The organism is Streptomyces filipinensis (assembly GCF_014649495.1).
Classification (GTDB): Bacteria; Actinomycetota; Actinomycetes; order Streptomycetales; family Streptomycetaceae; genus Streptomyces; species Streptomyces filipinensis.
The window spans coordinates 13,067-34,476 of the sequence record NZ_BMTD01000010.1 but is presented as its reverse complement, the minus strand read 5'-3'; the positions used below and the strand labels follow the sequence as shown (position 1 = coordinate 34,476).

Annotated in this window: 7 protein-coding genes; 1 reads left to right on the top strand and 6 read right to left on the bottom strand. The window is 73.3% G+C overall.

What is annotated here, in order from left to right; genetic code table 11:
- The first annotated feature begins 190 nt into the window (after positions 1-190).
- Positions 191-3,685: an ATP-binding protein gene (locus tag IE244_RS22180; RefSeq protein WP_229854269.1), complete on the top strand. Its 3,495-nt coding sequence runs from the start codon at positions 191-193 to the stop codon at positions 3,683-3,685.
- 48 nt (positions 3,686-3,733) lie between these two features.
- Here IE244_RS22180 and IE244_RS22175 read toward each other — a convergent pair whose 3' ends face one another.
- The 6 genes from IE244_RS22175 to IE244_RS42110 all read right to left on the bottom strand — a co-directional run.
- On the bottom strand, positions 3,734-3,928 hold the full coding sequence (locus tag IE244_RS22175; protein WP_191875313.1) for a ferredoxin: 195 nt from the start codon (positions 3,926-3,928) through the stop codon (positions 3,734-3,736).
- Between the two features lie 44 nt (positions 3,929-3,972).
- Positions 3,973-5,187, bottom strand: a complete 1,215-nt coding sequence (locus tag IE244_RS22170) for a cytochrome P450 (protein WP_191875312.1) — start codon at positions 5,185-5,187, stop codon at positions 3,973-3,975.
- 55 nt (positions 5,188-5,242) lie between these two features.
- Positions 5,243-6,442 (bottom strand): cytochrome P450, encoded by a 1,200-nt coding sequence (locus tag IE244_RS22165; RefSeq protein ID WP_191875311.1) that lies wholly within the window; start codon positions 6,440-6,442, stop codon positions 5,243-5,245.
- 47 nt (positions 6,443-6,489) lie between these two features.
- A complete protein-coding gene (gene ccrA / locus IE244_RS22160) occupies positions 6,490-7,740 on the bottom strand; it encodes a crotonyl-CoA carboxylase/reductase (protein WP_191875310.1) in 1,251 nt (416 codons plus the stop codon).
- Between the two features lie 60 nt (positions 7,741-7,800).
- A complete protein-coding gene (locus IE244_RS22155; RefSeq protein ID WP_191875309.1) occupies positions 7,801-17,856 on the bottom strand; it encodes a type I polyketide synthase in 10,056 nt (3,351 codons plus the stop codon).
- Positions 17,857-17,902: 46 nt separating this feature from the next.
- On the bottom strand, positions 17,903-21,410 hold a 3,508-nt coding region (locus IE244_RS42110; RefSeq protein ID WP_229854268.1), incomplete at its 5' end, for an SDR family NAD(P)-dependent oxidoreductase.

The following is a 21,410-nucleotide window of genomic DNA, read 5'->3' as shown; positions in this document are numbered from 1 at the left end:
CCCTGGAAGGCGCTTTCCCTGTGTCAAGATCCATAGGAGACACGGGGGTACGACCAGCCAGCTCGAAACCGTCCGTCAGCCAGCCGTATCCGCGAGAACGATGGGGACCACCATGCCCACACCTCCGACCGCAAACGTGTTACCCACGGAAACCGACCAGGCAGAGCTCATATTGAGTGTTCTGGGGCCCATGTCGGCGCGGCACAACGGGCATGATCTGCCGCTCGGCCCGCCACGCCGGCGGACCCTGCTCGCCCTGCTGCTCGTCCGCATCGGCCGCGTGGTGCCCACCGAACTGCTCGTCGAGGAGCTGTGGGGCGACACGGCGCCCCGTCAGGCCGTCGCCACACTCCAGAGCCATGTCTCCCATCTGCGCCGGGCCCTGCATCCCGTGGCGGGATCAGGCCGACTTTCGGTGCTGCGCCACCGGACGCCCGGTTACGTCCTCGATCTCGATCCCGAACATGTCGACGCCTGCCGCTTCGAGCGTCTGGTCACCGACGGACGGCGGCTGCTGGAGCAGCGCGATCCGCACACCGCGCAGGCCCGGCTCACCGAGGCCCTGGGGCTGTGGCGCGGCTCGCCGTACGCGGAGTTCGACAGCCATCCGCCGCTCAGCGACGAGGCCACCCGACTCGAGCAGATCCGGCTCACCGCGGTGGAGTCCTGCGCGGAGGCGCGGCTGACTCTCGGCGCGGCCGAGGAGGTCGCCGCCGATCTGGACGGGGAGGCGCGCCGTCATCCGACGCGCGAGCGGCTGGTCGGCCACCTCATGACGGCACTGTCCCGGCTCGGGCGGCAGGCCGAGGCGCTTGAGGTGTACGAGCGGACGCGCAGTCATCTGGTCGAGGAGTTCGGTGTGGACACCGCAGCCGAGCTACGCCGGGTCAGAGACGCGATCCTGCGCCAGGAGCCGGGAGCGAGCGCCCCCGCGAAGACACTCTCCGCCGCACCGCTCGAGTCCACCGGAGCGTCACCTGTCCTGCTCGTGAGGAAGGAGACGGGCGACGACGGAGTACCGCAGTCCGCGGGCTTCGAGGGCTCCGGGGACGGCAGGACGGCCGTCACGCCGCGGGGGGACGGCCGGGCGGTGGCCACCGGTGACGCCGACGGGACGGTCGACGCCGTCGCGGCCGTCGGACGCGAGGGGATCATGGGGGCCGACGCGCGCCCGGAGGCGCGCACCGAGGGGCCGCCGGGCGGGCGGACGGACGGCACCGGCACGCAGGCCGGGACGGACCGGTGGCGGCCGCTGCCGGGGCCGGAACAGGAACCGGCGGGCGGATCGCAGAAGTTCGAGTCGGGGTGGACGGCTGCCCCTTCGCCGTTCACCGGCCGCAGCCAGGAGCTCGACCGCCTGACCACCGCTGCCGCGAGCGCGGTCGTGGGCCACGGCCATGTGGCCGGCGTCCTCGGCCCTCCGGGCGTCGGAAAGACCCGCCTGCTGCTCGAACTCGCCGCCCGTCTGGAGAGCATGGACACGCAGGAGAAGGGCTCCCGTCTGGACGTGGTCTGGAGCCACTGCTTCCCCGGCGAGGGCGTCCCCGCGTACTGGCTGTGGACCCAGATCCTGCGCCGGCTGTCCGCCACCCGGCCGGATGCCTTTCGCGAGGCGACGGAACCGTTCGGCGCCCTGCTCGCCCCGCTGATGCCCGAGCGGTCGGCGGACCGGACCGGGGGCCCGAGATGGGCTTCCGACTGGAGCCAGGCCCGCTTCCTCGCCCACGACGCGGTCTGCGAGGTACTGCTCACCCTCGCCGGGCGACACCCGCTCGTGCTGCTCCTCGAAGACCTGCAATGGGCGGACACCGCCTCCCTCGACCTGCTCAGGCTGCTGAGCACCCGCTGCCAGGGGCATCCGCTGGGCATCGTGCTCACCGCCCGGGAGTTCGAGGCCGAGTCGGACGCGACGCTGCGCCGGATGGTCTCCGACGTGCTCCGCGGCCCCAGGACCGAGACGCTGCGGCTCCGCGGGCTCTCCCGGCAGGCCGTCGGCGCCCTCGTCGAAGCACACGCGGGGTCCGGGGTGGACCCGAAGGTCGTCGAGGTGCTGCACCGGCGCAGCGAGGGCAACCCGTACTTCGTCATGCAGCTCCTCTCCCTCGTGGGCGACGCGCGCAAGCTCCATCGCCCGGACGCGGTCGACGCGCTGCTGGCTCACATTCCCACCGGCGTACGTGAGGCGCTGCACCAGCGGTTCGCCGCACTGCCCGAGCCGGTCCTGCGGGTGCTCCGGCTGTGCGCCGTCATCGGCGCCGAGGTGGACACCGACCTGTTGCACCGGACCGCCACGCACGACGAACCGGTCATCGTGGGCCTTGAGTCGGCCATCCGTGCCGGCCTGCTCGGGGAGGACCCGCACCACCCGGGGCGGCTGCACTTCGCTCACGCGCTGGTCCAGGAGACGCTCGTCGACGAGCTCCCCCGTGAGGACCGCCACCGGTTGCACGCCAGGGTCGCCGACGCCCTGTGCGCACGCCGGCGCGGACAGGTGGGGGACGAGGAGGTCGAGCGGGTCGCACACCACAGCTGGCACGCCAAGAGCGCACTGCGCGCCGCCGAGGTGCTGCCCCGGCTGCTGCTCGCCGCCGAACACGCCGAGCAGTCCATGGCGTACGAACAGGTCGAGATCTGGCTGCGCCGCGCGGTACACCTGATCGGCTTCCTGCCGCCGGACGACTCCGCCACGGTGAGCCTGGAACAGACGCTGCACATCCAGCTCGGCCAGGTACTCGCCACCACGCGCGGCTACGGGCACCCCGAGGCCGAGGCGGCACTGACGCGCGGTCGCGCCCTCAGCACGGCCACGCATGCCCCCGAGGACCCGTCGGTGCTCTGGGCGCTGTGCGCGGCAGACCTGGTCACCGGCCGCTACGACGCCTCACGGCAGTTCTCCGGCCTGCTGCGGGACATCTCGCGGCAGACCCGGGAGCCCGTGGCGGCGCTCGGTGCGGCGTACGGCGAAGGCATCGTGTTGCACGTGCGCGGAATGCTGCCGCAGGCGCTCGCCGAACTGGAGCGCGCCGTCGGCATGGCGGATCGTTTCGCCGACGAGGGTCACGTGCTGGCCCGTACCTTCCAGCACGACCCGCGCGTCTCCTGCCGCTCCTACGACACCTTCACCCACTGGCTCCTGGGACACCGGAAGACGGCCCGCGCGCGCCGGCGTGAGCTGTTGAGCCTCACCGAGTACGACAGCAGACCGTCCGACCGCTCCTTCGCGCTGTACGTCGACGGGGTCGTGGCGGCCTGGGAGGGTGACACCCGCACCGCGCTCTCTTCGAGCGACGAGGGCGTCCGCGTCGCGGGCGAACACGGACTCCTGTACTGGAAGGCGATGCTGGGCGTCGTCAAGGGGTGGGGCCTGGCGCACGCCGGGGACCAGGACGAGGGCCTCGCCCTCGTCCACACCTCACTGGCCGAACTGGGCCAGTCCAGGACGTACCTGCGCCACCCGCTCCACCTGGGCCTGTTGGGCCAGGCGCAACATCACGGCGGACGCATCGAGGAGGCGAGAACCACCTTCCAGACGCTGCTGGCCGCTGTCGAACAACGCCGTGAGCGCGTGTACCTCCACCCGGCACTGCCCGCGACCCCGCTGCTCCACGAACTGCTGGGCCACGGTGCCGACGACCCGGTCAGGGACCGGGGCCCAGGACGGGACGGGCCCGGCTCGGGTCGATGAGCGGGGTGGAGCCACGCCCTGCCCGTCCGTCGGCTCGTCCGCTGCCGGTCAGTCCTCGAAGACCGCGACCGCCTGGACCGGACAGGCCATGGGGACGTCGCGCACGCGCTGGTCCCCCGCCCCGTCCTCACGCCCCGGGACCAGGGCGACCAGCGCGTCGTCGTCCTGCGTGAAGACGCCGGGTGCGGTCATGACGCACTGGCCGGAGCCGATGCACCGGTCGCGGTCGATGGTGATGCGCATGGCGTGGCCCGCCACCCTTTCTTCCGTTCCGTCCGGCCGGGCCGTCACCAGGTGACGGGGAGCTCGACCGGGCCCTGGGCGTCGTGGCCGGCCTTGATGGGCACCTCGTCCAGGGGTACGGCCAGCCGCAGGCCCGGGATGCGGGCGAAGAGCGTGCCCAGGGCGATCTCCAGCTCGGCGCGGGCGAGGTTCTGCCCCAGGCACTGATGGATGCCGTGGCCGAAGCCGACGTGGTGACGTGCGTTGCGCCGGGCGTCGAAGACGTCGGGGTTCTCGTACGCCCTGGCGTCGCGGTTCATCAGCGTGATGGAGACCAGCACCGCGTCCCCGGCCCTGATGGTCTCGCCGCCGACCTCGATGTCCTCCTTGGCCAGCCGGACCATGTAGTCGGAGACGGAGGTGAACCTCAGGAGCTCCTCGACCACCCCGGAGATCGCACCGGGGTCCTGCAGCAGCACGTCGATCTGCTCGGGGTGCTGCATGAGCGTGAGGGCCCCGAGGGCGATCGCGTTGACGGTGGTCTCGTGGCCGGCCACCAGCAGGACCAGCGCGATCATGACCACCTCGTTGTGGTCCAGCTCGCCCTCCTCCAACTGGCGTGCGATCAGCTCGTCCAGCAGGCCGTCCCCGGGCTCGGCCTGCTTCTTCATGACCAGGCCGTGCAGGTACTTGTACAGCTCGCCGAAGGCCGCGTCGGCCTCCGCCGACGTCGCGGCGCCCACGAAGTTGCGGGAGCACTCCTCGAAGAAGTCGTGGTCGCCGTACGGGACGCCGAGGAGCTCACAGATCGCCATGGAGGGCACGGGCAGCGCGAAGGCCGACACCAGGTCTGCGACCGGCCCCTTCGCCAGCATGTCGTCCAGGAGCCGGTCGACGAGGCTCTGCAGCGAGGGACGGATGGCGTTCATGCGCTTGACGCCGAAGCTGGGGATCAGCATGCGCCGCTGCCGGGCGTGCAGCGGGTCGTCGACGCCGATCAGCGGGAACGCGAGCCCGCCGCGTCCCTCGGTGCGCTGGACGACGACGGGGAAGACCGGATGACCCCAGTCCGAGGACAGCCGGGGATCGACGAGCAGCGCCCGTCCCTCGGCGTGCCCGGTGATCAGCCACGCCGGCCGGCCGTCGAACAGCGTGACCCGGCTCAGCGGGCTCTCGCCCCGCCAGTCGGCATAGGCCTTCGGCGGCTGGTACGGGCAGGTCCTGTCCTGGGGGAAGGAGCGGGTCGGCGTTCCCGTGAGGCGGATGTCGGTGTCGGTCATGTGGTGCCTTTCGAGCAAGGGGCGGTGCGGGCGTGCGTCGAGATGTGAGGCCGGGTCACCAGGTGACGGGCAGCTCGTGCACGCCGTAGAAGACCATGTCGGTGCGGAAGCGGAGCTCCTCGACGGGCTTGGCCAGGCGCAGGGTCGGGAAGCGGCGGAAGAGGGTCTCGAAGACGATCTGCAGCTCGATGCGGGCGAGTTGCTGGCCGATGCACTGGTGGGCGCCGAAGCCGAAGGCCAGGTGCGGGGCGGGGCGGCGGGTGATGTCGAAGCGCTCCGGCTCCTGGACGAAGGCGGGGTCGAAGTCGGCGGCGAGGACGTGCGCGACGACCTGCTCGCCCTTGGCGATGCGCACACCACCGAGCTCCACGTCCCGGGTGGCGACGCGCTCGCCGCCGAACTGGCCGATGGTGAGGTAGCGCAGCAGCTCCTCGACCGCGTTGCCGACCAGCGACGGGTCCTCGCGCAGCAGGGCCAGCTGGTCGGGGCGGTCGAGGAGCAGCGCCGCACCGAGGCCGATCATGCAGGCGGTCGTGTCGTGGGCCGCGATCAGCAGGGTGCCGGCCGCGTTCATGAGGAACATGTCGTCGACGACGCCGTCGGGGTCCTCGGTGGTGATCAGCGCCGAGATCAGGTCGTCCCCGGGCTCGGCCCGGCGCTCCTGGACGAGCTGGTAGAGCAGTCCGCCCAGGCGCATGCCGGCGGCCTCGGTGGCGGCGGCGTCCTGGTCGACCCGCATCATCGCCTCGGCGATCTCCTGGAACTCCGCCCGGCGCTCGACCGGGACGCCGAACAGGTCGGAAATCACCATGGAGGGCACCGGGTTGGCGAAGGTCTTCACCAGGTCGACCGGACCACCCCCCGCCTCGATGGCGTCGAGGTGCTCGTCGACGATGCGCTGGATGTTCGGCCGGAGCGCCTGCATGCGCCGGACGGTGAACTCCCTGGCGAGCAGCTTGCGGTCCGACGTGTGCTCCGGCTCGTCCTGCCACAGCAGGCTGCCACGGCCGGGTTTCTGGGTGACGACACCGTCCTGGGTGTGCAGCGCGTGGGGCACCTGGACGCTGAACGAGGGGTCGCGCAGCAGCGCGCGCACCTCCTCGTAGCCGGTCACCAGCCACGCCTCGTGGCCGCTGGTGAAGGTCGCCCGGGTCACCGGGGCGGCCGCCCGGACGTCGGCGATGCCGTCCGGCGGCAGGAACGGGCAGCTACGGGCCTTGGGGACGGCGGGCGCGGCGGCGGTGGGCTCGGGCATGGCTCTCCTTGGAGCTTGTGGGTGGGGGGGTCGTACGACCGGGACGGTCAGGCGGCGGCGAGCGCGGTCTCGCCGCGCCGGGGCGCGTTCACGAGGACGGCCATGTTCCCGGAGGGGTGCACGTTGTCGTGCATCATCTGGTGCATGCGCCCGATGTCCTGGAAGCCGTCGCAGGCGGACAGGCAGGGGTCGAGCTTGCCGGCGCCGACGAGCTCGATGACCTCGCGGCACTCGCGGGTGCCGGCGTAGTGCGAGCCCTGGAGGCGCTTGGAGCGCATCCACAGGTGGCGCAGGTCGACGTCCCCGTTGTAGCCGGAGGTGCCACCGCAGATCACCACCATGCCGGCGTTGTCGCACAGGTACATGGAGGTGGGCAGGGTGTCCTGGCCGCTGTGCTCAAGCACGATCCGCGGGGACCTGCGCTCACCGAGGATCTCCCAGATCTTCTTGCCGACCCCGCGGGCTCCGCGCAGGAACCGCGCCGAGGCCTCGGCGTCCCCGACGTCGGGCAGCCGGCCCCAGTGGTCGAAGTCGCGGCGGTTGATGGTGCCCGCCGCCCCGAGGCGGCGGCAGTACTCGGAGCGGTCCTCGCTGGAGACCACGGCGATCGGGACGCCGCCGGCCAGCCTGACGAGCTGGATGGCCATCGAGCCGAGGCCGCCCGCGCCGCCCCAGATCAGCACGGGGTCGCCGGGGCGTACCGTGTTGCCCTGCCAGCCGAACAGCTGCCGGTAGGCGGTGGGCCCGGTGAGCAGGAAGGCCGCCGATTCCTCCCACGACAGATGGGCGGGCTTGGGGTGGCACTGGTACTCGTCGACGCGGCAGAACTGGGCGAAGGAGCCGTAGTTGGTCTCGTACCCCCAGGCCTTGATGCTCTCCGAGACCAGGGGGTCCCTGCCCAGCCGGATGTCCTCGGCGGTCTCGTCCCACTGGCCGCTGGTGAGCAGCACGTGGTCACCCACCTTGACGTTGCGGACGCCTTCGCCGACGGCCCACACCACGCCGGAGGCCTCCGAGCCTCCGATGTGGAAGTCCTCAGGCTGGCCCTGGCGCTGCCGCATCCCGATGACGTCGACCGGCTGGCCCAGCGAGGACCACACGTTGTTGTAGTTGATGCCGGCTGCCATCACATAGACCAGCACCTGGCCCCGGCCGACCGCGGGGGTGTCGACGACCTCGGTACGGAACGCCTGCTTCGGCTCTCCGAAGCGGTTCTGGCGGATCACCGAGGCGTACATCTGCGGCGGTACCTCACCGAGCGGCGGGGTCTCGCCTATCTCGTAGAGAGCCTTGGTCATGATTTCTCTCCCACATCTGCTCTGTCTGGTTCCGGGGTGGCCGCGGTGGTCGCGGGCCGGTCATGCGGTCGTCGCGTCCGCGGGTGCGGCGGGGCCGGACGGATCGGTGACGACGCCGGCCAGCCAGGAGTCCACAGCCGCCGCGGTGGTGCCGGCGTGGTCCTCCAACATGGAGTAGTGGTTTCCGGGCACTTCGACGATCGTGTCCACGTGCTCGGGCGGTGCCGCGCGCCCGTCGCCGTCCGTGTCGCCGGCCGGCATCGGCTCGCTCGCCCGTACGAGCAGGGTCGGCGCGGCGATCTCCGGCGCGGCCCAGTCGTCGAACAGGCGCATGTAGCGGCCCATCGCGGTGAGTTGTTCGCCGCCGGACCTCATGAAGTCCAGGCGCTGCGACTGTGCCTGGGCCATCGCGTTGAGCACCTGGTGGTCGAAGGGGACCTCTCGGCTGAAGCTGTCGACCATCACCACGGCCGCCGGCTGCTCGCCCATGGCCTCCAGGTGGGCCGCCACGCCGTGGGCGATCCAGCCGCCCGAGGAGTAGCCGAGCAGGACGACCGGCTTGCCGCCGGCGCACTCCCGTACGGTCCGCGCGTGCAGCCGGAGTACGGCGTCCAGGTCGGACGGGACCGGCTCGCCCTTCTCGTAGCCGGGGTGGACCAGCGCCCACAGGTCCAGCCGGTCGCGGAAGGGGGTGGCGAACCGCGCGTACTGGTGCGCCCCGGCCGGTACGACGTACGGCGCGAAGCAGATCAGCGCGAGAGGGCGGTCGCCCTGCGACAGCCGTACCGGGGCGGGCGGCTGGGCCAGTTCCTCGGGCCGCTCGAACGAGGGCCGGAAGCGGGCCGCCTCCATCAGCATGCCCATGGCCTCGGCGGCCGTCCCGTTCTCGCTCGCGTGCCGGTAGAGCTGCACCAGCATGTCGGTGGGCCGCTCCTCCGCCGTGCCGCGGCCGGCGCCCCGGAGCCGCGTCAGCAGGTGTCTGGCGAGCCTGGCGGGCGTGGGGTGGTCGAAGGCCAGTCCGGCGGGCAGGTGGAGACCGGTCGCGGCCGCCAGGCGCCGGCGCAGGTCGATCGCGGTGAGCGAGTCGAAGCCGAGCTCCAGGAAGTGCGCGGTGGGCAGCACGTCCTCGGCCGACGCGTGACCGAGGACGACGGCGCTCTGGGAGCGGACGTGTTCCAGCAGCCGCTCCTCCTGCTCGGCCGGGGCGAGTGAGGCCAGCTCGGTCGCCAGCGCCGCTCCGGTGCCGGTCTCCTCGCCGGCGGCCTGCTCGGCCTCCAGCAGCCGCTGTACGTCGGGCAGGTCGGCCAGCAGCGGGCTGGGCCGTCCCACCGTGAAGGCGGGCAGGAACTTCTCCCAGTCGATCGGCGCGACGGTGATGGCCGCCTCGTCGTGCTCGACGGCCTGGCGCAGGGCGGAGATCGCGAGCTCGGGGGCCATGACGCCCAGGCCACGCCGCTCGCCGCGCTCCTGGACCGCCTCGTCGACCATGCCGCCGCCCGCCCAGCCGCCCCAGGCGACCGAGGTGGCGGTGAGGCCGCGGGCCCGCCTGCGCAGTGCCAGGGCGTCGAGGAAGGCGTTGGCCGAGGCGTAGGAGGCCTGCCCACCGCTGCCCCACACGCCGGCACCGGAGGCGAAGAGGACGAACGCGTCCAGTTCGCGGCCGGCGAGCAACGCGTCGAGGTGGAGGGCGCCGGTGACCTTGGCGGCCGCGGATTCGGCGAACTCGTCGAGACCGGCGTCGGCCAGCATGGACGAGCGTGCCGTGCCGGCGGCGTGCAGCACCGCGGTGAGCGGGTGCCGTGACTCGATGCCGGCGAGCAGCCGCGCGAGCGCGTCACGGTCGGCGATGTCGCAGGCGGCGATGGTCACTTCGGCACCCAGGGCGGTCAGCTCCGCGTGCAGTTCCCGCGCGCCGGGGGCGTCGAGCCCGCTCCTGCTGGTGAGCACCAGGTGCTGCGCGCCCGCGCCGGCCAGCCAGCGGGCGAGGTGCCGGCCCACACCGCCGGTTCCGCCGGTGACCAGGACGGTGCCGCGGGGCTGCCACGGTGTGGCGGGCTCCGCGTCGGCGGGCCGGGCCCGGAGCATGCGCCGGCCGTACACGCCGTCGGCACGTACGGCGAGCTGATCCTCGTCGTGCCGGGCCAGCACCCCGGCCAGGCGGCGCAGCGCGTGCTCGTCCAGCTTCTCGGGCAGGTCGACGAGACCGCCCCAGCGCCGGGGCAGTTCGAGTGCGGCGACGAGGCCGAGGCCCCAGAGCTGTGCCTGGGCGGCGTCGAACACCGGGTCGGTGGCTCCGGTGGACACCGCTCCGCGGGTCGCGCACCACAGCGGTGCCTGGACGTCCGCGTCGCCCAGCGCCTGCACCAGGGTGACGGTCGTGGCGAGGCTCGCGGACAACGTCGGGTGGGCGGGGTGGCAGCCGGGGGCGAGGCCGAGCATCGACAGGACGCCGGCGGGCTGTTCGCCGCCGAGTTCCTCGACGAGCCGTTTCGCGGCCTGCGCGCGGTCGCAGTCGACGGGGAGTTCGACGACCCGCACCTTGGCGCCGTGTGCGCCGAGCACGCCGACGACGCAGGGCGCCCACTGCTCGTTCGCCAGTCCGGCGGGGAGGACGGCGAGCCACAGGCCGTCCAGGCCCGGGGCCGGGTGGTCGGTCAGCCGCCGGAAGGAGACGCGGTAGCGCCAGCCGTCCACCGTGGACTTCTCGCGGCTGCGGCGACGCCATGTGGACAGCACCGGCAGCGCCGGGCCGATGAGCGCGGCGTCGTCCGCCCCGAGTTCGGCGGCGAGCCCGGGCAGGTCCGTGTTCTCGACCAGATCCCAGAACCCGGCCTCGGCCGGATCGGTGCCCGCCGGTACCGGGTCGGCGCTCTCCAGCCAGTACCGCTGCCGCTGGAACGCGTACGTCGGCAGGTCCACGGGCCGGACCGGACGCCCGGCGAAGGGGACCGCCAGGTCCGCGTGTACGCCGCTCACGTGCAGTTCGGACACGGAGCGCAGGAAGCGGTCCATGCCGCCGTGGCCTCGGCGCAGCGAGGCGCCGGTCACGGCGTCGGCACCGGCGTCCTCCGCGATCTGCTGCACCGCGTCGGCCAGCAGCGGGTGCGGGCTGCACTCGACGAACACCCCGTGCCCGTCCGCCAGCAGCGTCCGTACGGTCCGTTCGAACTCCACCGTGTGCCGCGCGTTGCGGTACCAGTACGCGGCGTCCAGGGCCGTGGTGTCCAGCACCGTGCCGGTCACCGTGGAGTAGAAGGGGACGTCCGCCGCGCCCGGCGTGACCGGGGCCAGCAGCTTGAGCAGTTCGGGGCGCAGGCCCTCGACCTGGGCGGAGTGCCCGGCGCCGGTGGCGCCGCGGACCTTGCGCACGCGCACGCCCTCGGCCTGGAGTTCCGCCAGGAGTTCGTCGACCGCGTCGGGCTCTCCGGAGACGGTCAGGGCTGCGGGCCCGTTCACGGCGGCGACCGACAACCGGTCCCCGTACTTCTCCAGCCTCGCGCGGGCCCGGTCGGCGGGCATGGCGACCGCCAGCATCGCGCCCTTGCCGATGAGCTTGGTCAGCGAGCGGCTGCGCAGGGCCACGATCCGGGCCGCGTCGTCCAGCGTCAGCGCGCCGGCGACGTACGCGGCGGCGACCTCGCCCTGTGAGTGGCCGACGACGGCGGCGGGCGTCACACCGTGGGAGCGCCACAGGGCGGCCAGTGACACCATCACCGTGAACAGCGCGGGCTGGGCGACCTCCACCTCGGCCACGTCCGGCGCACCGGGCTCGGCGCGCAGGACGTCGAGCAGCGGCCAGTCGAGGTAGGGGGTGAACGCCTCGGCGCAGGCCCGCGCCTGCTCGGCGAAGACCGGGGAGGTCTCCAGCAGGTCCCGGGCCATCTCCGTCCACTGCGAGCCATGGCCGGGGAAGACGAAGGCGACCTTGCCGCAGGCCGCCGCGGTGCCCTGGACCACGCTGTCCGCGGGTTCGCCGGCGGCGAGCGCCGCGAGCCCGGCCCGCAGCTCGTGCCGGTCGTGGCCGACGACCACGGCCCGCTGCTCCAGCTGCGTCCGCGTGGTGAGCAGGGCGCGGCCGATGTCGGGCAGGGAGAGCCCCTCGGTGCGGTCCAGGTGGTCCAGCAGCCGGCGGGCCTGCTCGCGCAGTGCCCGGGCGGTCTTCGCGGACAGCGCCCACGGGACCACGTCCAGGGGCCGGGCGGCGGTCGCGTCCCGCGCTGCGGGGGCCTGCTCGCCCTCCGTGGCGGGCGCGGTCTCCGGGGCCTGCTCGATGATGGTGTGCACGTTGGTGCCGCTCATCCCGAACGAGGAGACGGCCGCACGCCGGGGCCTGTCCTGGTCGGGCCAGGCGGTCTGCTCGGTGAGCAGGCGCACGGTCCCGCCGGACCAGTCGACGTCCGGGGTCGGCTCGTCGACGTGCAGCGTCCGCGGCAGGACGCCGTTGCGGATGGCCATCACCATCTTGATGACGCCGCCGACGCCCGCGGCCGCCTGCGCGTGGCCGATGTTGGACTTCAGCGAGCCCAGCCACAGCGGCCTGCCCTCGGAACGCTCCTTGCCGTAGGTGGCCAGCAGCGCCTGCGCCTCGATCGGGTCACCGAGCCGGGTTCCGGTGCCGTGGGCCTCCACGGCGTCCACCTCGTCGGGGGCGAGCCGGGCGTTGGCCAGCGCCTGCCGGATGACCTGCTGCTGGGCCTTGCCGCTGGGCGCGGTCAGGCCGTTGGACGCGCCGTCCTGGTTGACCGCGCTGCCCCGGACGACGGCCAGGACCTGGTGGCCGTTTCGGCGGGCGTCGGACAGCCGCTCCACCAGGACCAGGCCCACTCCCTCGGCGAAGCCGGTGCCGTCGGCGGACGAGGAGAAGGCCTTGCAGCGGCCGTCGGCGGACAGCGCGCGCTGCCGGCTCGACATCGTGAACGCGGACGGACCGGCCATCACCATCACGCCGCCGGCCAGTGCCATGGAGCACTCGCCGCCCCGCAGCGCCTGCACGGCGAGGTGGAGGGCGGTCAGCGAGGACGAGCACGCGGTGTCGACGGTGACCGACGGCCCCTGCAGGCCGAAGGTGTAGGAGAGCCGGCCGGAGATGACGCTGGCCGCGTTGCCACTGGGAAGGTAGCCCTCGACGCCGTCGGGCACCTTGAGCGGGCGGCCGGTGTAGTCCTGGTAGCCGGAGCCGACGAAGACGCCCGTGGCGGTGGAGCGCATCGTGTCGGGGGCGATCCCGGCGCGCTCGAAGGCCTCCCAGGTGGTCTCCAGCAGCAGGCGCTGCTGCGGGTCCATGGCGACGGCCTCGCGGGGGCTGATGCCGAAGACCGCGGGGTCGAACTCGTCCGCGTCGTAGAGGAATCCGCCGTGGGTGGTGTAGGTGGTGCCGGGGTGGTCGGGGTCCGGGTGGTAGAGCTGCTCGATGTCCCAGCCGCGGTTGCCGGGGAAGCGGGAGATCGCGTCGCGGCCGGTGGAGACCAGCTCCCACAGGTCCTCGGGCGAGCGCACGCCGCCGGGGTAGCGGCAGGCCATCGCGATGATGGCGATCGGCTCGTCCAGTACTGCGGCGGCCGCCTCGGCCGTGGCCTTCGCGTCCTGGCCGCCGGTGAGTTCGGCGAGCAGGTGGTCGGCGAGGTCGGCGGCCGTGGGGTGGTCGAAGACCAGCGTGGTGGGCAGGACGAGGCCGGTGGCCTCGTTGATCTTGTTGCGGAGTTCCACCGCGGTCAGGGAGTCGAAGCCGAGGTCCCTGAAGGGCCGGTCGGCATCGACGGCGCCCGCCGTGCGGTGGCCGAGTACGGCGGCGGCGTGCGTGCGCACGAGGTCCACGAGGGCGCGTGCGCGGTCTTCGTGCGACAGCCCGGCCAGGCTCTTGTCGAGTGCCCCGGAGCCGTGGCCCGTCCCGGGGACGTCCTGCGCGAGCGTCGCACGCACCTCGGGGAGGTCGCCGAGGAGCGGGCTGGGCCGGCCGAGGGTGAACGGCACGATGAAGCGCGACCAGTCCACGTCGGCCACGGTCAGCAGGGTCTCGTCGCGGTCGAGCGCGCGCTGCAGGGAGGTGATCGCCGACGCGGGGGTCATCGCGCTCAGGCCGCGGCGGCGCAGCCGCTCCTCGTCGTCGCCGTCCTCGACCATGCCGCCGTCGGCCCAGGGGCCCCAGGAGACGGCGGTCGCGGTGCGGCCGCGGTCGCGGCGCTGCCGGGCGAGAGCGTCGAGGTAGGCGTTGCCGGCGGCGTAGGCGGCCTGGCCGCCGCTGCCCCAGACGCCGGAGATGGAGGAGAAGAGGACGAAGGCGTCCAGCTCCTGGTCGCCCAGCAGCTCGTCCAGGTGCGCCGCGCCGCCGGCCTTGGCGGCGAGCGCGGCGGCGAAGGCGTCCGGCGTGGTGGCGTCCACCAGGCCGGCGTCGGCGACCCCGGCGGCGTGCACGACGGCGGTGACGGTGTGCTCGGCGAGCAGGGCCGCCACGGCGTCGCGGTCGGCCACGTCGCAGGCGGCGAGCGTGACGCGGGCGCCGAGGGCCTCCAGCTCGTCCCGCAGGGCGGCGGCGCCCGGGGCGTTTGCGCCCCGGCGGCTGGTGAGGACGAGGTGTCCGGCGCCGCCGCGCGCCAGCCAGCGGGCGACGTGGCCGCCCAGTGCGCCCGTACCACCGGTGACGAGGACGGTGCCGCGGGGCTGCCAGCGGCGGGTGGCGGCCCGTGCCGGTGCGTGGGCCAGCCGCCGGGCGAAGACGCCCGAGGAGCGGACGGCGAGCTGGTCCTCCTCCCACCGGCCGGTCAGCGCCTGTCCCAGCACGTCGGCCAGGCGTGCGGCGGCTCGCTCGTCGACGGACTCCGGCAGGTCGATCAGGCCGCCCCAGCGCCGGGGCAGCTCCAGGGCGACGGTGCGGCCCAGGCCCCAGACCTGGGCGTGCCGGGCGTCGCGTACGGCGTCGGAGCCGCTCACGGCCACCGCGCCCGAGGTGAGGCACCACAGCGGGGCGTCGACGCCCGCGTCGCCCAGGGCCTGGACGAGCATCAGGGTGGGCAGCACGGGGTCGCCGGTGACGAGCAGGGACAGTACGCCGTCGACCGGCCCGGTCCCGGCGAGCTCGCCGGCCAGACCGGCGCGGTCGCTCGACGCGCCGACGACCAGCGTCTTCAGCGTGGCGCCGCGAGCGGTCAGCGCGGTGCGGACCGCGGCGGTCTGCTCGTTCTCCTCCTCCGGCACGGCGACCAGCCAGGTGCCGCCGAGGCCGGCCGGTGCGAGCGCGCCCAGGCGCTTCCACGACTCGCGGTAGTGCCGGTCGTCGACGGCGGACTGTTCCCTGCGCTGCCGGCGCCACGACGACAGCCTCGGCAGCACGTCGCTGAAGGCGTCCTCCGCCCCGATGTCCAGGGTTTCCGCGAGGGCCTGCAGGTCCTCGCGCTCCACGGTGTCCCAGAACTCCGCGTCCACCGGGTCCACCGCCGCGGCGGGCTCCGGGGCCTGCACCCAGTACCGCTCGTGCTCGAACGCGTACGTCGGCAGGTCGGTCTGGTGCGCACCGGCGAAGAAGACGCTCCAGTCCACCGCGACGCCGTGCGTGTGCAGACCGGCCAGGGCCGTGACGAGAGCCTGCCGCTCGGGGCGGTCGGCCCGCAGCATCGGGACCGTGACGGCGTCGTCCAGGCAGCCCTGTGCCATGCCGCTGAGGACACCGCCGGGGCCGATCTCGATGAAGGTCCGCACGCCCAGGTCGTGCAGGGTACGGACGCCGTCGGCGAAGCGGACGGCCTCGCGGACGTGCCGGACCCAGTACTCGGAGGTGTAGGCCTCGACGAGCTGACCCGTGAGGTTGGAGACGACGGGTAACCGCGGCTTCTCGAAGGCCAGGCCACCGACGACCTCGGCGAACTCCTCCAGCATCGGGTCCATCAGCGGCGAGTGGAACGCGTGGCTGACCTTCAGCCGGGACGTCTTGCGGCCCTGCTCGGCGAAGGCCGCGGCGAGCGCCAGGGCCGCCGTCTCGTCCCCGGAGACCACCACCGACGAGGGGCCGTTGACCGCGGCGACGCTCACCCCGTCGGTGAGGCGGGGCAGGACTTCCTCTTCCGTGGCCTGCACGGCGACCATCGCGCCGCCCGTGGGCAGCGCCTGCATCAGCGCGGCGCGGGCGGACACCAGCTTCGCCGCGTCGTGGAGGGACAGCGCACCGGCGACGTGCGCGGCGGCGATCTCGCCCACGGAGTGGCCCACGACGAAGTCGGGCCGGACGCCCAGGGATTCGAGGAGCCGGAACAGGGCCACCTCGACCGCGAAGAGCGCGGGCTGGGTGCACCCGGTCCGGTGCAGTGTTTCGGCGTCGACGTCGACGGGGGCGTCCAGGTGCGCGCACACCTCGTCGTAGGCCATGGCGAAGGCGGGGAACGCCGCGTACAGCTCGCGCCCCATGCCGATGCGCTGCGAGCCCTGCCCGGAGAAGAGGAAGCCGGTCTTGCCGCCGGCCGGCCGTCCCAGCAGCACCCGGGCCGATGGGGTTCCGGCGGCCACGTCCTGCAGCCCCAGGAGGAGTTCCTCGCGGCTGTCGCCCACGACCGCGGCCCGGTGACGCATGGCCGCGCGGGTCGTGGCCAGCGACAGCCCGACGTCCTGCGGCCGGACCTGGCCCCGTGCGACGGGCAGCAGCCGGGCCGCCTGGGCCCGCAGCGCCGCGTCGCTCCTGGCGGAGAGCACCCACGCCAGGGGGCCGTCGGCGGGAGCCCCCGCGGGCTCCTCGTCCTGGGCCGGCGGGGCCTGTTCGATGATGGTGTGGGCGTTGGTGCCGCTGACCCCGAAGGACGACACGGCGGCCCGGCGCGGGTGATCGGTCTCCGGCCAGTCGACGGCCTCGGTCAGGAGCCGCACGTCACCGGCCGACCAGTCCACGTGCGGCGTCGGCTCGTCCACGTGCAGCGTCCGCGGCAGCACACCGTGGCGCATGGCCATGACCATCTTGATGATGCCGCCGACACCCGCGGCCGCCTGGGCGTGACCGATGTTGGACTTCAGCGAGCCCAGCCACAACGGCAGTCCTTCGGGCCGCTCCCGGCCGTACGTGGCGAGCAGCGCCTGCGCCTCGATCGGGTCACCCAGCCTCGTCCCCGTACCGTGCGCCTCCACGACGTCGATCTGGGCGGGAGACAGGCCGGCCGAGGCCAGGGCCTGGCGGATGACCCGCTGCTGCGCGGGACCGTTCGGCGCGGTCAGGCCGTTGGACGCGCCGTCCTGGTTCACGGCGCTCCCGCGTACGACGGCCAGCACCCGGTGGCCGTTGCGGCGGGCGTCGGACAGCCGCTCCACCAGGAGCATGCCGACGCCCTCGGCCCAGCCGGTGCCGTCGGCCCCGGCGGCGAACGGCTTGCACCGTCCGTCCGGGGCCAGCCCGCGCTGCCGGCTGAACTCCACGAACGCGGTGGGCGTGGTCATCACCTGCACACCGCCGGCCAGCGCCATGGAGCACTCGCCGCCGCGCAGCGCCTGGATCGCCCAGTGCAGCGCCACCAGCGACGACGAACACGCCGTGTCGACGGTGACCGCCGGGCCCTCCAGGCCGAAGGTGTAGGCGATGCGGCCGGACATCACACTGGCGGAGTTGCCGGTCCCGAGATGGCCGTCGGACTCGCCGCCCACCCCGACGAGGAGGTTGACGTAGTCCTGGTAGCCGGAGCCGACGAAGACTCCGGTACGGCTGCCCCGCACCGACTCCGCGTCGATACCGGCCCGCTCGAACGTCTCCCACGTGGTCTCCAGCAGCAGGCGCTGCTGCGGATCCATCGCCACGGCCTCACGCGGACTGATCCCGAAGAACCCAGGGTCGAACTCCCCCGCCTCGTACAGGAATCCACCGCGACGCGCGTACGTCTTCCCCGTCGCCTCCGGATCCGGATCGTAGATGCCGTCCACGTCCCAGCCCCGGTCCGCCGGGAACTCCCCGACCGCGTCACCACCGGCGGCCACCAGCTGCCACAGGTCCTCGGGCGAACGCACCCCGCCCGGATACCGGCACGCCATCCCGACGATCGCAATGGGTTCCTGGTCCTTCTCCTCGACCTCGCGAAGGCGCTCCCGGACCTGACGAAGGTCTCCGGTGACGCGCTTGAGATACTCGAGGAGCCTGTCTTCGTTGCTGCTCATCCGCCTCATCCGTCCTCGGCTGTCGTTAAAGGTAGAGCGCCAAGAACTAGGAATTTTCTAGATCTTGATCGATCAGATCGAAGATGTCGTCGACCGTCGCGTCCTGGAGCTGTCGCTCGGCATCGGCGGATTCCGCGCCCTGGCCGCCGGCGGAGTTCACCAGGGACAACAGCTCCTGCAGCCGCCTGCGCACCCCTGACCGGACCGTCTCCTCGGCACTGGCGGCCGTCGAGATCACCGACTCCAGACGGTCGAGCTCGCTGAAGACCGACACCTCGTCCGGGCCCGTCTCGCCGGCGAGTTCGCTCCCCAGGTGGCGGGCGATCGCCTCGGGCGTGGGGTGGTCGAAGACCAGTGTCGCGGGCAGGGTCAGACCGGTGTCGGCGCTGAGCAGATTGCGCAGCTCCACCGCGGTCAGGGAGTCGAAGCCGAGGTCCCGGAACGCCAGGTCCGGTTCCACCGCCGCGGAGCCGCTGTGGCCGAGTACGGCCGCCGCGTGCGCGCACACCGTGTCCACGAGCAGGCGTTGCCGTTCGCCTTCGGACAGCCCGGAGAGCTTCTCCTGCAGCGCGGACGGCTCCGCCGACTGCTCGGCGGGCTCCGCCGCGAGGGCGTTCCTGACCTCGGGCAGGTCGCTGAGCAGCGCGCTCGGCCTGCTGACGGTGAACGGGACGACGAACCGCTCCCAGTCCACGTCCGCCACGGTGACCGTGCCTTCCCCGCCGCTCAGCGCACCGTGCAGCGCGGAGATCGCCCGGTCCGGCCGCAGCACGGTCAGGCCGCGCTGCCGCAGCCGCTCCTCGTCCCCGGCGTCGGCGACCATGCCGCCCTCGCCCCACGGCCCCCAGGCGATCGCGGTCGCGGCGAGGCCCCGGGCCCGCCGGTGCTGCGCCAGGCCGTCCAGGAAGGCGTTCGCGGCCGAGTACGCGGCCTGTCCGCCGCCTCCCCACACACCGGAGATGGAGGAGAACAGGACGAAGGCGTCCAGCTCCTGATCACCGAGCAGTTCATGGAGGTGCACGGCCCCGAGGGCCTTCGCGGCGACCGTCGCCGAGAAGTCGCCGAGGCTCGTCTCGGCGAGCATGCCCGCCTCGGCGGTGCCGGCCGTGTGGACGACGGCGTTCACCGGGTGCGCGGCGAGGAGCGCGGCCAGCGCCGCCCGGTCGGCCACGTCACAGGCGGCGACGGTCACACGCACGCCCGCCTCCTCCAGCTCGGCCCTGAGTTCGGCCGCCCCGGGGGCGTCGGGGCCCCGGCGGCCGACGAGCACCAGGTGCTCCGCCCCGGCACCGGCGAGCCAGCGGGCCACATGCCCGCCCAGCGCACCCGTACCACCGGTGATCAGGACGGTGCCGCGCGGCGACCACGAACCGTCGCTCCGGGCTGCGGGCAGCCGCGACAGGCGCCGCGCGAACACCCCACGGTCGCGGATCGCGACCTGGTCCTCGGCCGACTGTCCGAGCACCGCGGCGAGGCGGCCGGTGACCCGGTCGTCGACCGTGCCGGGAAGGTCGACGAGACCGCCCCAGCGCGGCGCGTGCTCCAGCGCCGCCACCCGGCCCAGACCCCAGACCTGGGACTGGTACGGGTCCGCCACCTCGTCGGCGGTGCTCACGCCCACCGCGTCGCGGGTCGCGCACCACAGCGGGGCGCCGATGCCCGCATCGCCCAGGGCCTGGACGAGCAGGACCGACAGCGCGACACCGGTGGTCAGTGCGGCGGCCGCCGGGGCGGCCCCGCCGTCGACGGCGAGCAGCGACAGGACGCCCGCCACGGTCTCGTCACCGGCCGCTCGGACGAGCTGTGCGGTCAGCTCCTCGCGGTCCGTGGCCGGTTCGACCGGGACCGGCAGCGGGGCCAGGCCCCGCTCGGTCAGCCCGCCGAGGCAGGCGGTGACCCAGTCGTCGCCGAGTCGCGGGGCACTGACCGGAACCAGCCACACACCCTTCCGGGCAGGGCCCTCCGGTGCGGGGTCGGGTATCGCCTTCCAGGTGACGCCGTAGCGCCAGCCGTCCACGGTGGACTGTTCCCTGCGCTGCCGGCGCCACGACGACAGCCTCGGCAGCACGTCGCTGAAGGCGTCCTCCGCCCCGATGTCCAGGGTCTCTGCGAAGGCCTGCAGATCCTCGCGCTCCACGGTCTCCCAGAACTCCGCGTCCACCGGATCCGCCACCGCGCCGGCGGCAGCGGTTTCCGGGACGTCGACCCAGTACCGCTCGTGCTGGAAGGCGTAGGTCGGCAGGTCGGTCTTCCGCGCACCGGCGAAGAACGCGTTCCAGTCGACGGACACGCCGTGCGTGTGCAGATGGGCCACGGCCGTCACGAGTGCCTGCCGCTCGGGGCGGTCGGCCCGCAGGACGGGCACCGTGGCGGCCTCGTCCACGCAGCCCTGCGCCATACCGCTGAGGACGCCACCGGGGCCGACCTCGACGAACGTGGTCACGCCCAGTTCGTGCAGGGTGTGCAGGCCGTCGGCGAAGCGGACCGCCTCACGGACGTGCCGGACCCAGTACTCGGGCGTGTACGGCTCGGCCAGCCGGCCGGTCAGGTTCGAAACGACCGGGATCCGCGGCTCGTTGAACGCCAGATCGCGGACGACCTGTGCGAACTCCTCCAGCATGGGATCCATCAACGGCGAGTGGAACGCGTGGCTCACCTTCAACCGTGAGGTTTTGCGGCCCTGTTGGGTGAAGACCTCGGCGATTGCGGTGACCGCCTCGTCGGCTCCTGAGATCACGACGGAGCGCGGACCGTTGATCGCCGCCACGCCGACCTCGTCGGTCAGGTGCGTGAGCACTTCCTCCTCGGTCGCCTGGACCGCGACCATCGCACCCCCCGCGGGCAACGCCTGCATCAACGCCGCACGCGCCGACACCAGCTTCGCCGCATCCCCGAGCGACAACACACCCGCCACATGCGCGGCCGCGATCTCACCCACCGAGTGACCGGCCACGAAGTCCGGCCGCACACCCCACGCTTCCAGGAGCCGGAACAGGGCCACCTCGACCGCGAAGAGCGCGGGCTGGGTGCACCCGGTCTGGTCCAGTGTCTCGGCATCGACATCGACCGGCGCGTCCAGCCGCGCACACACCTCGTCGTACGCATCGGCGAAGACCGGGAACGCCTCGTACAACTCCCGCCCCATACCGAGGCGTTGCGAACCCTGACCCGAGAACAGGAAACCGACCTTGCCTCCCGGCCGGCCCTGGACCACTCCGGGCGACGGCGTTCCGGTTGCCAGGCAGCCCAGTTCGCGGCGGAAGTCGTCACAGCTCTCGCCGATGACGGCCGCCCGGTGGCGCAGGGCGCTCCGGGTGGTGGCCAGCGAGAAACCGACGTCGGCCGGTGACGTGCCGTCCTGGACGAAGGCGAGCAGCCGTCGTGCCTGCTCGCGCAGTGCGGCGTTGCTCTTGGCGGAGAGCACCCACGGCAGGAGGGCCGGGGCCGGGACGGCGGTGGCTTCTTCGTCCTGGGCCGGCGGGGCCTGTTCGATGATGGTGTGGGCGTTGGTGCCGCTGACCCCGAAGGACGACACGGCGGCCCGGCGCGGACGC

Excerpts from the sequence above, each read along its gene's own strand:
- IE244_RS22180 (WP_229854269.1), top strand. The coding sequence starts at position 191 with ATGTCGGCGCGGCACAACGGGCATGATCTGCCGCTCGGCCCGCCACGC.
- IE244_RS22175 (WP_191875313.1), bottom strand. The coding sequence starts at position 3,928 with ATGCGCATCACCATCGACCGCGACCGGTGCATCGGCTCCGGCCAGTGC.
- IE244_RS22170 (WP_191875312.1), bottom strand. The coding sequence starts at position 5,187 with ATGACCGACACCGACATCCGCCTCACGGGAACGCCGACCCGCTCCTTC.
- IE244_RS22165 (WP_191875311.1), bottom strand. The coding sequence starts at position 6,442 with ATGCCCGAGCCCACCGCCGCCGCGCCCGCCGTCCCCAAGGCCCGTAGC.
- ccrA (WP_191875310.1), bottom strand. The coding sequence starts at position 7,740 with ATGACCAAGGCTCTCTACGAGATAGGCGAGACCCCGCCGCTCGGTGAG.
- IE244_RS22155 (WP_191875309.1), bottom strand. The coding sequence starts at position 17,856 with ATGAGCAGCAACGAAGACAGGCTCCTCGAGTATCTCAAGCGCGTCACC.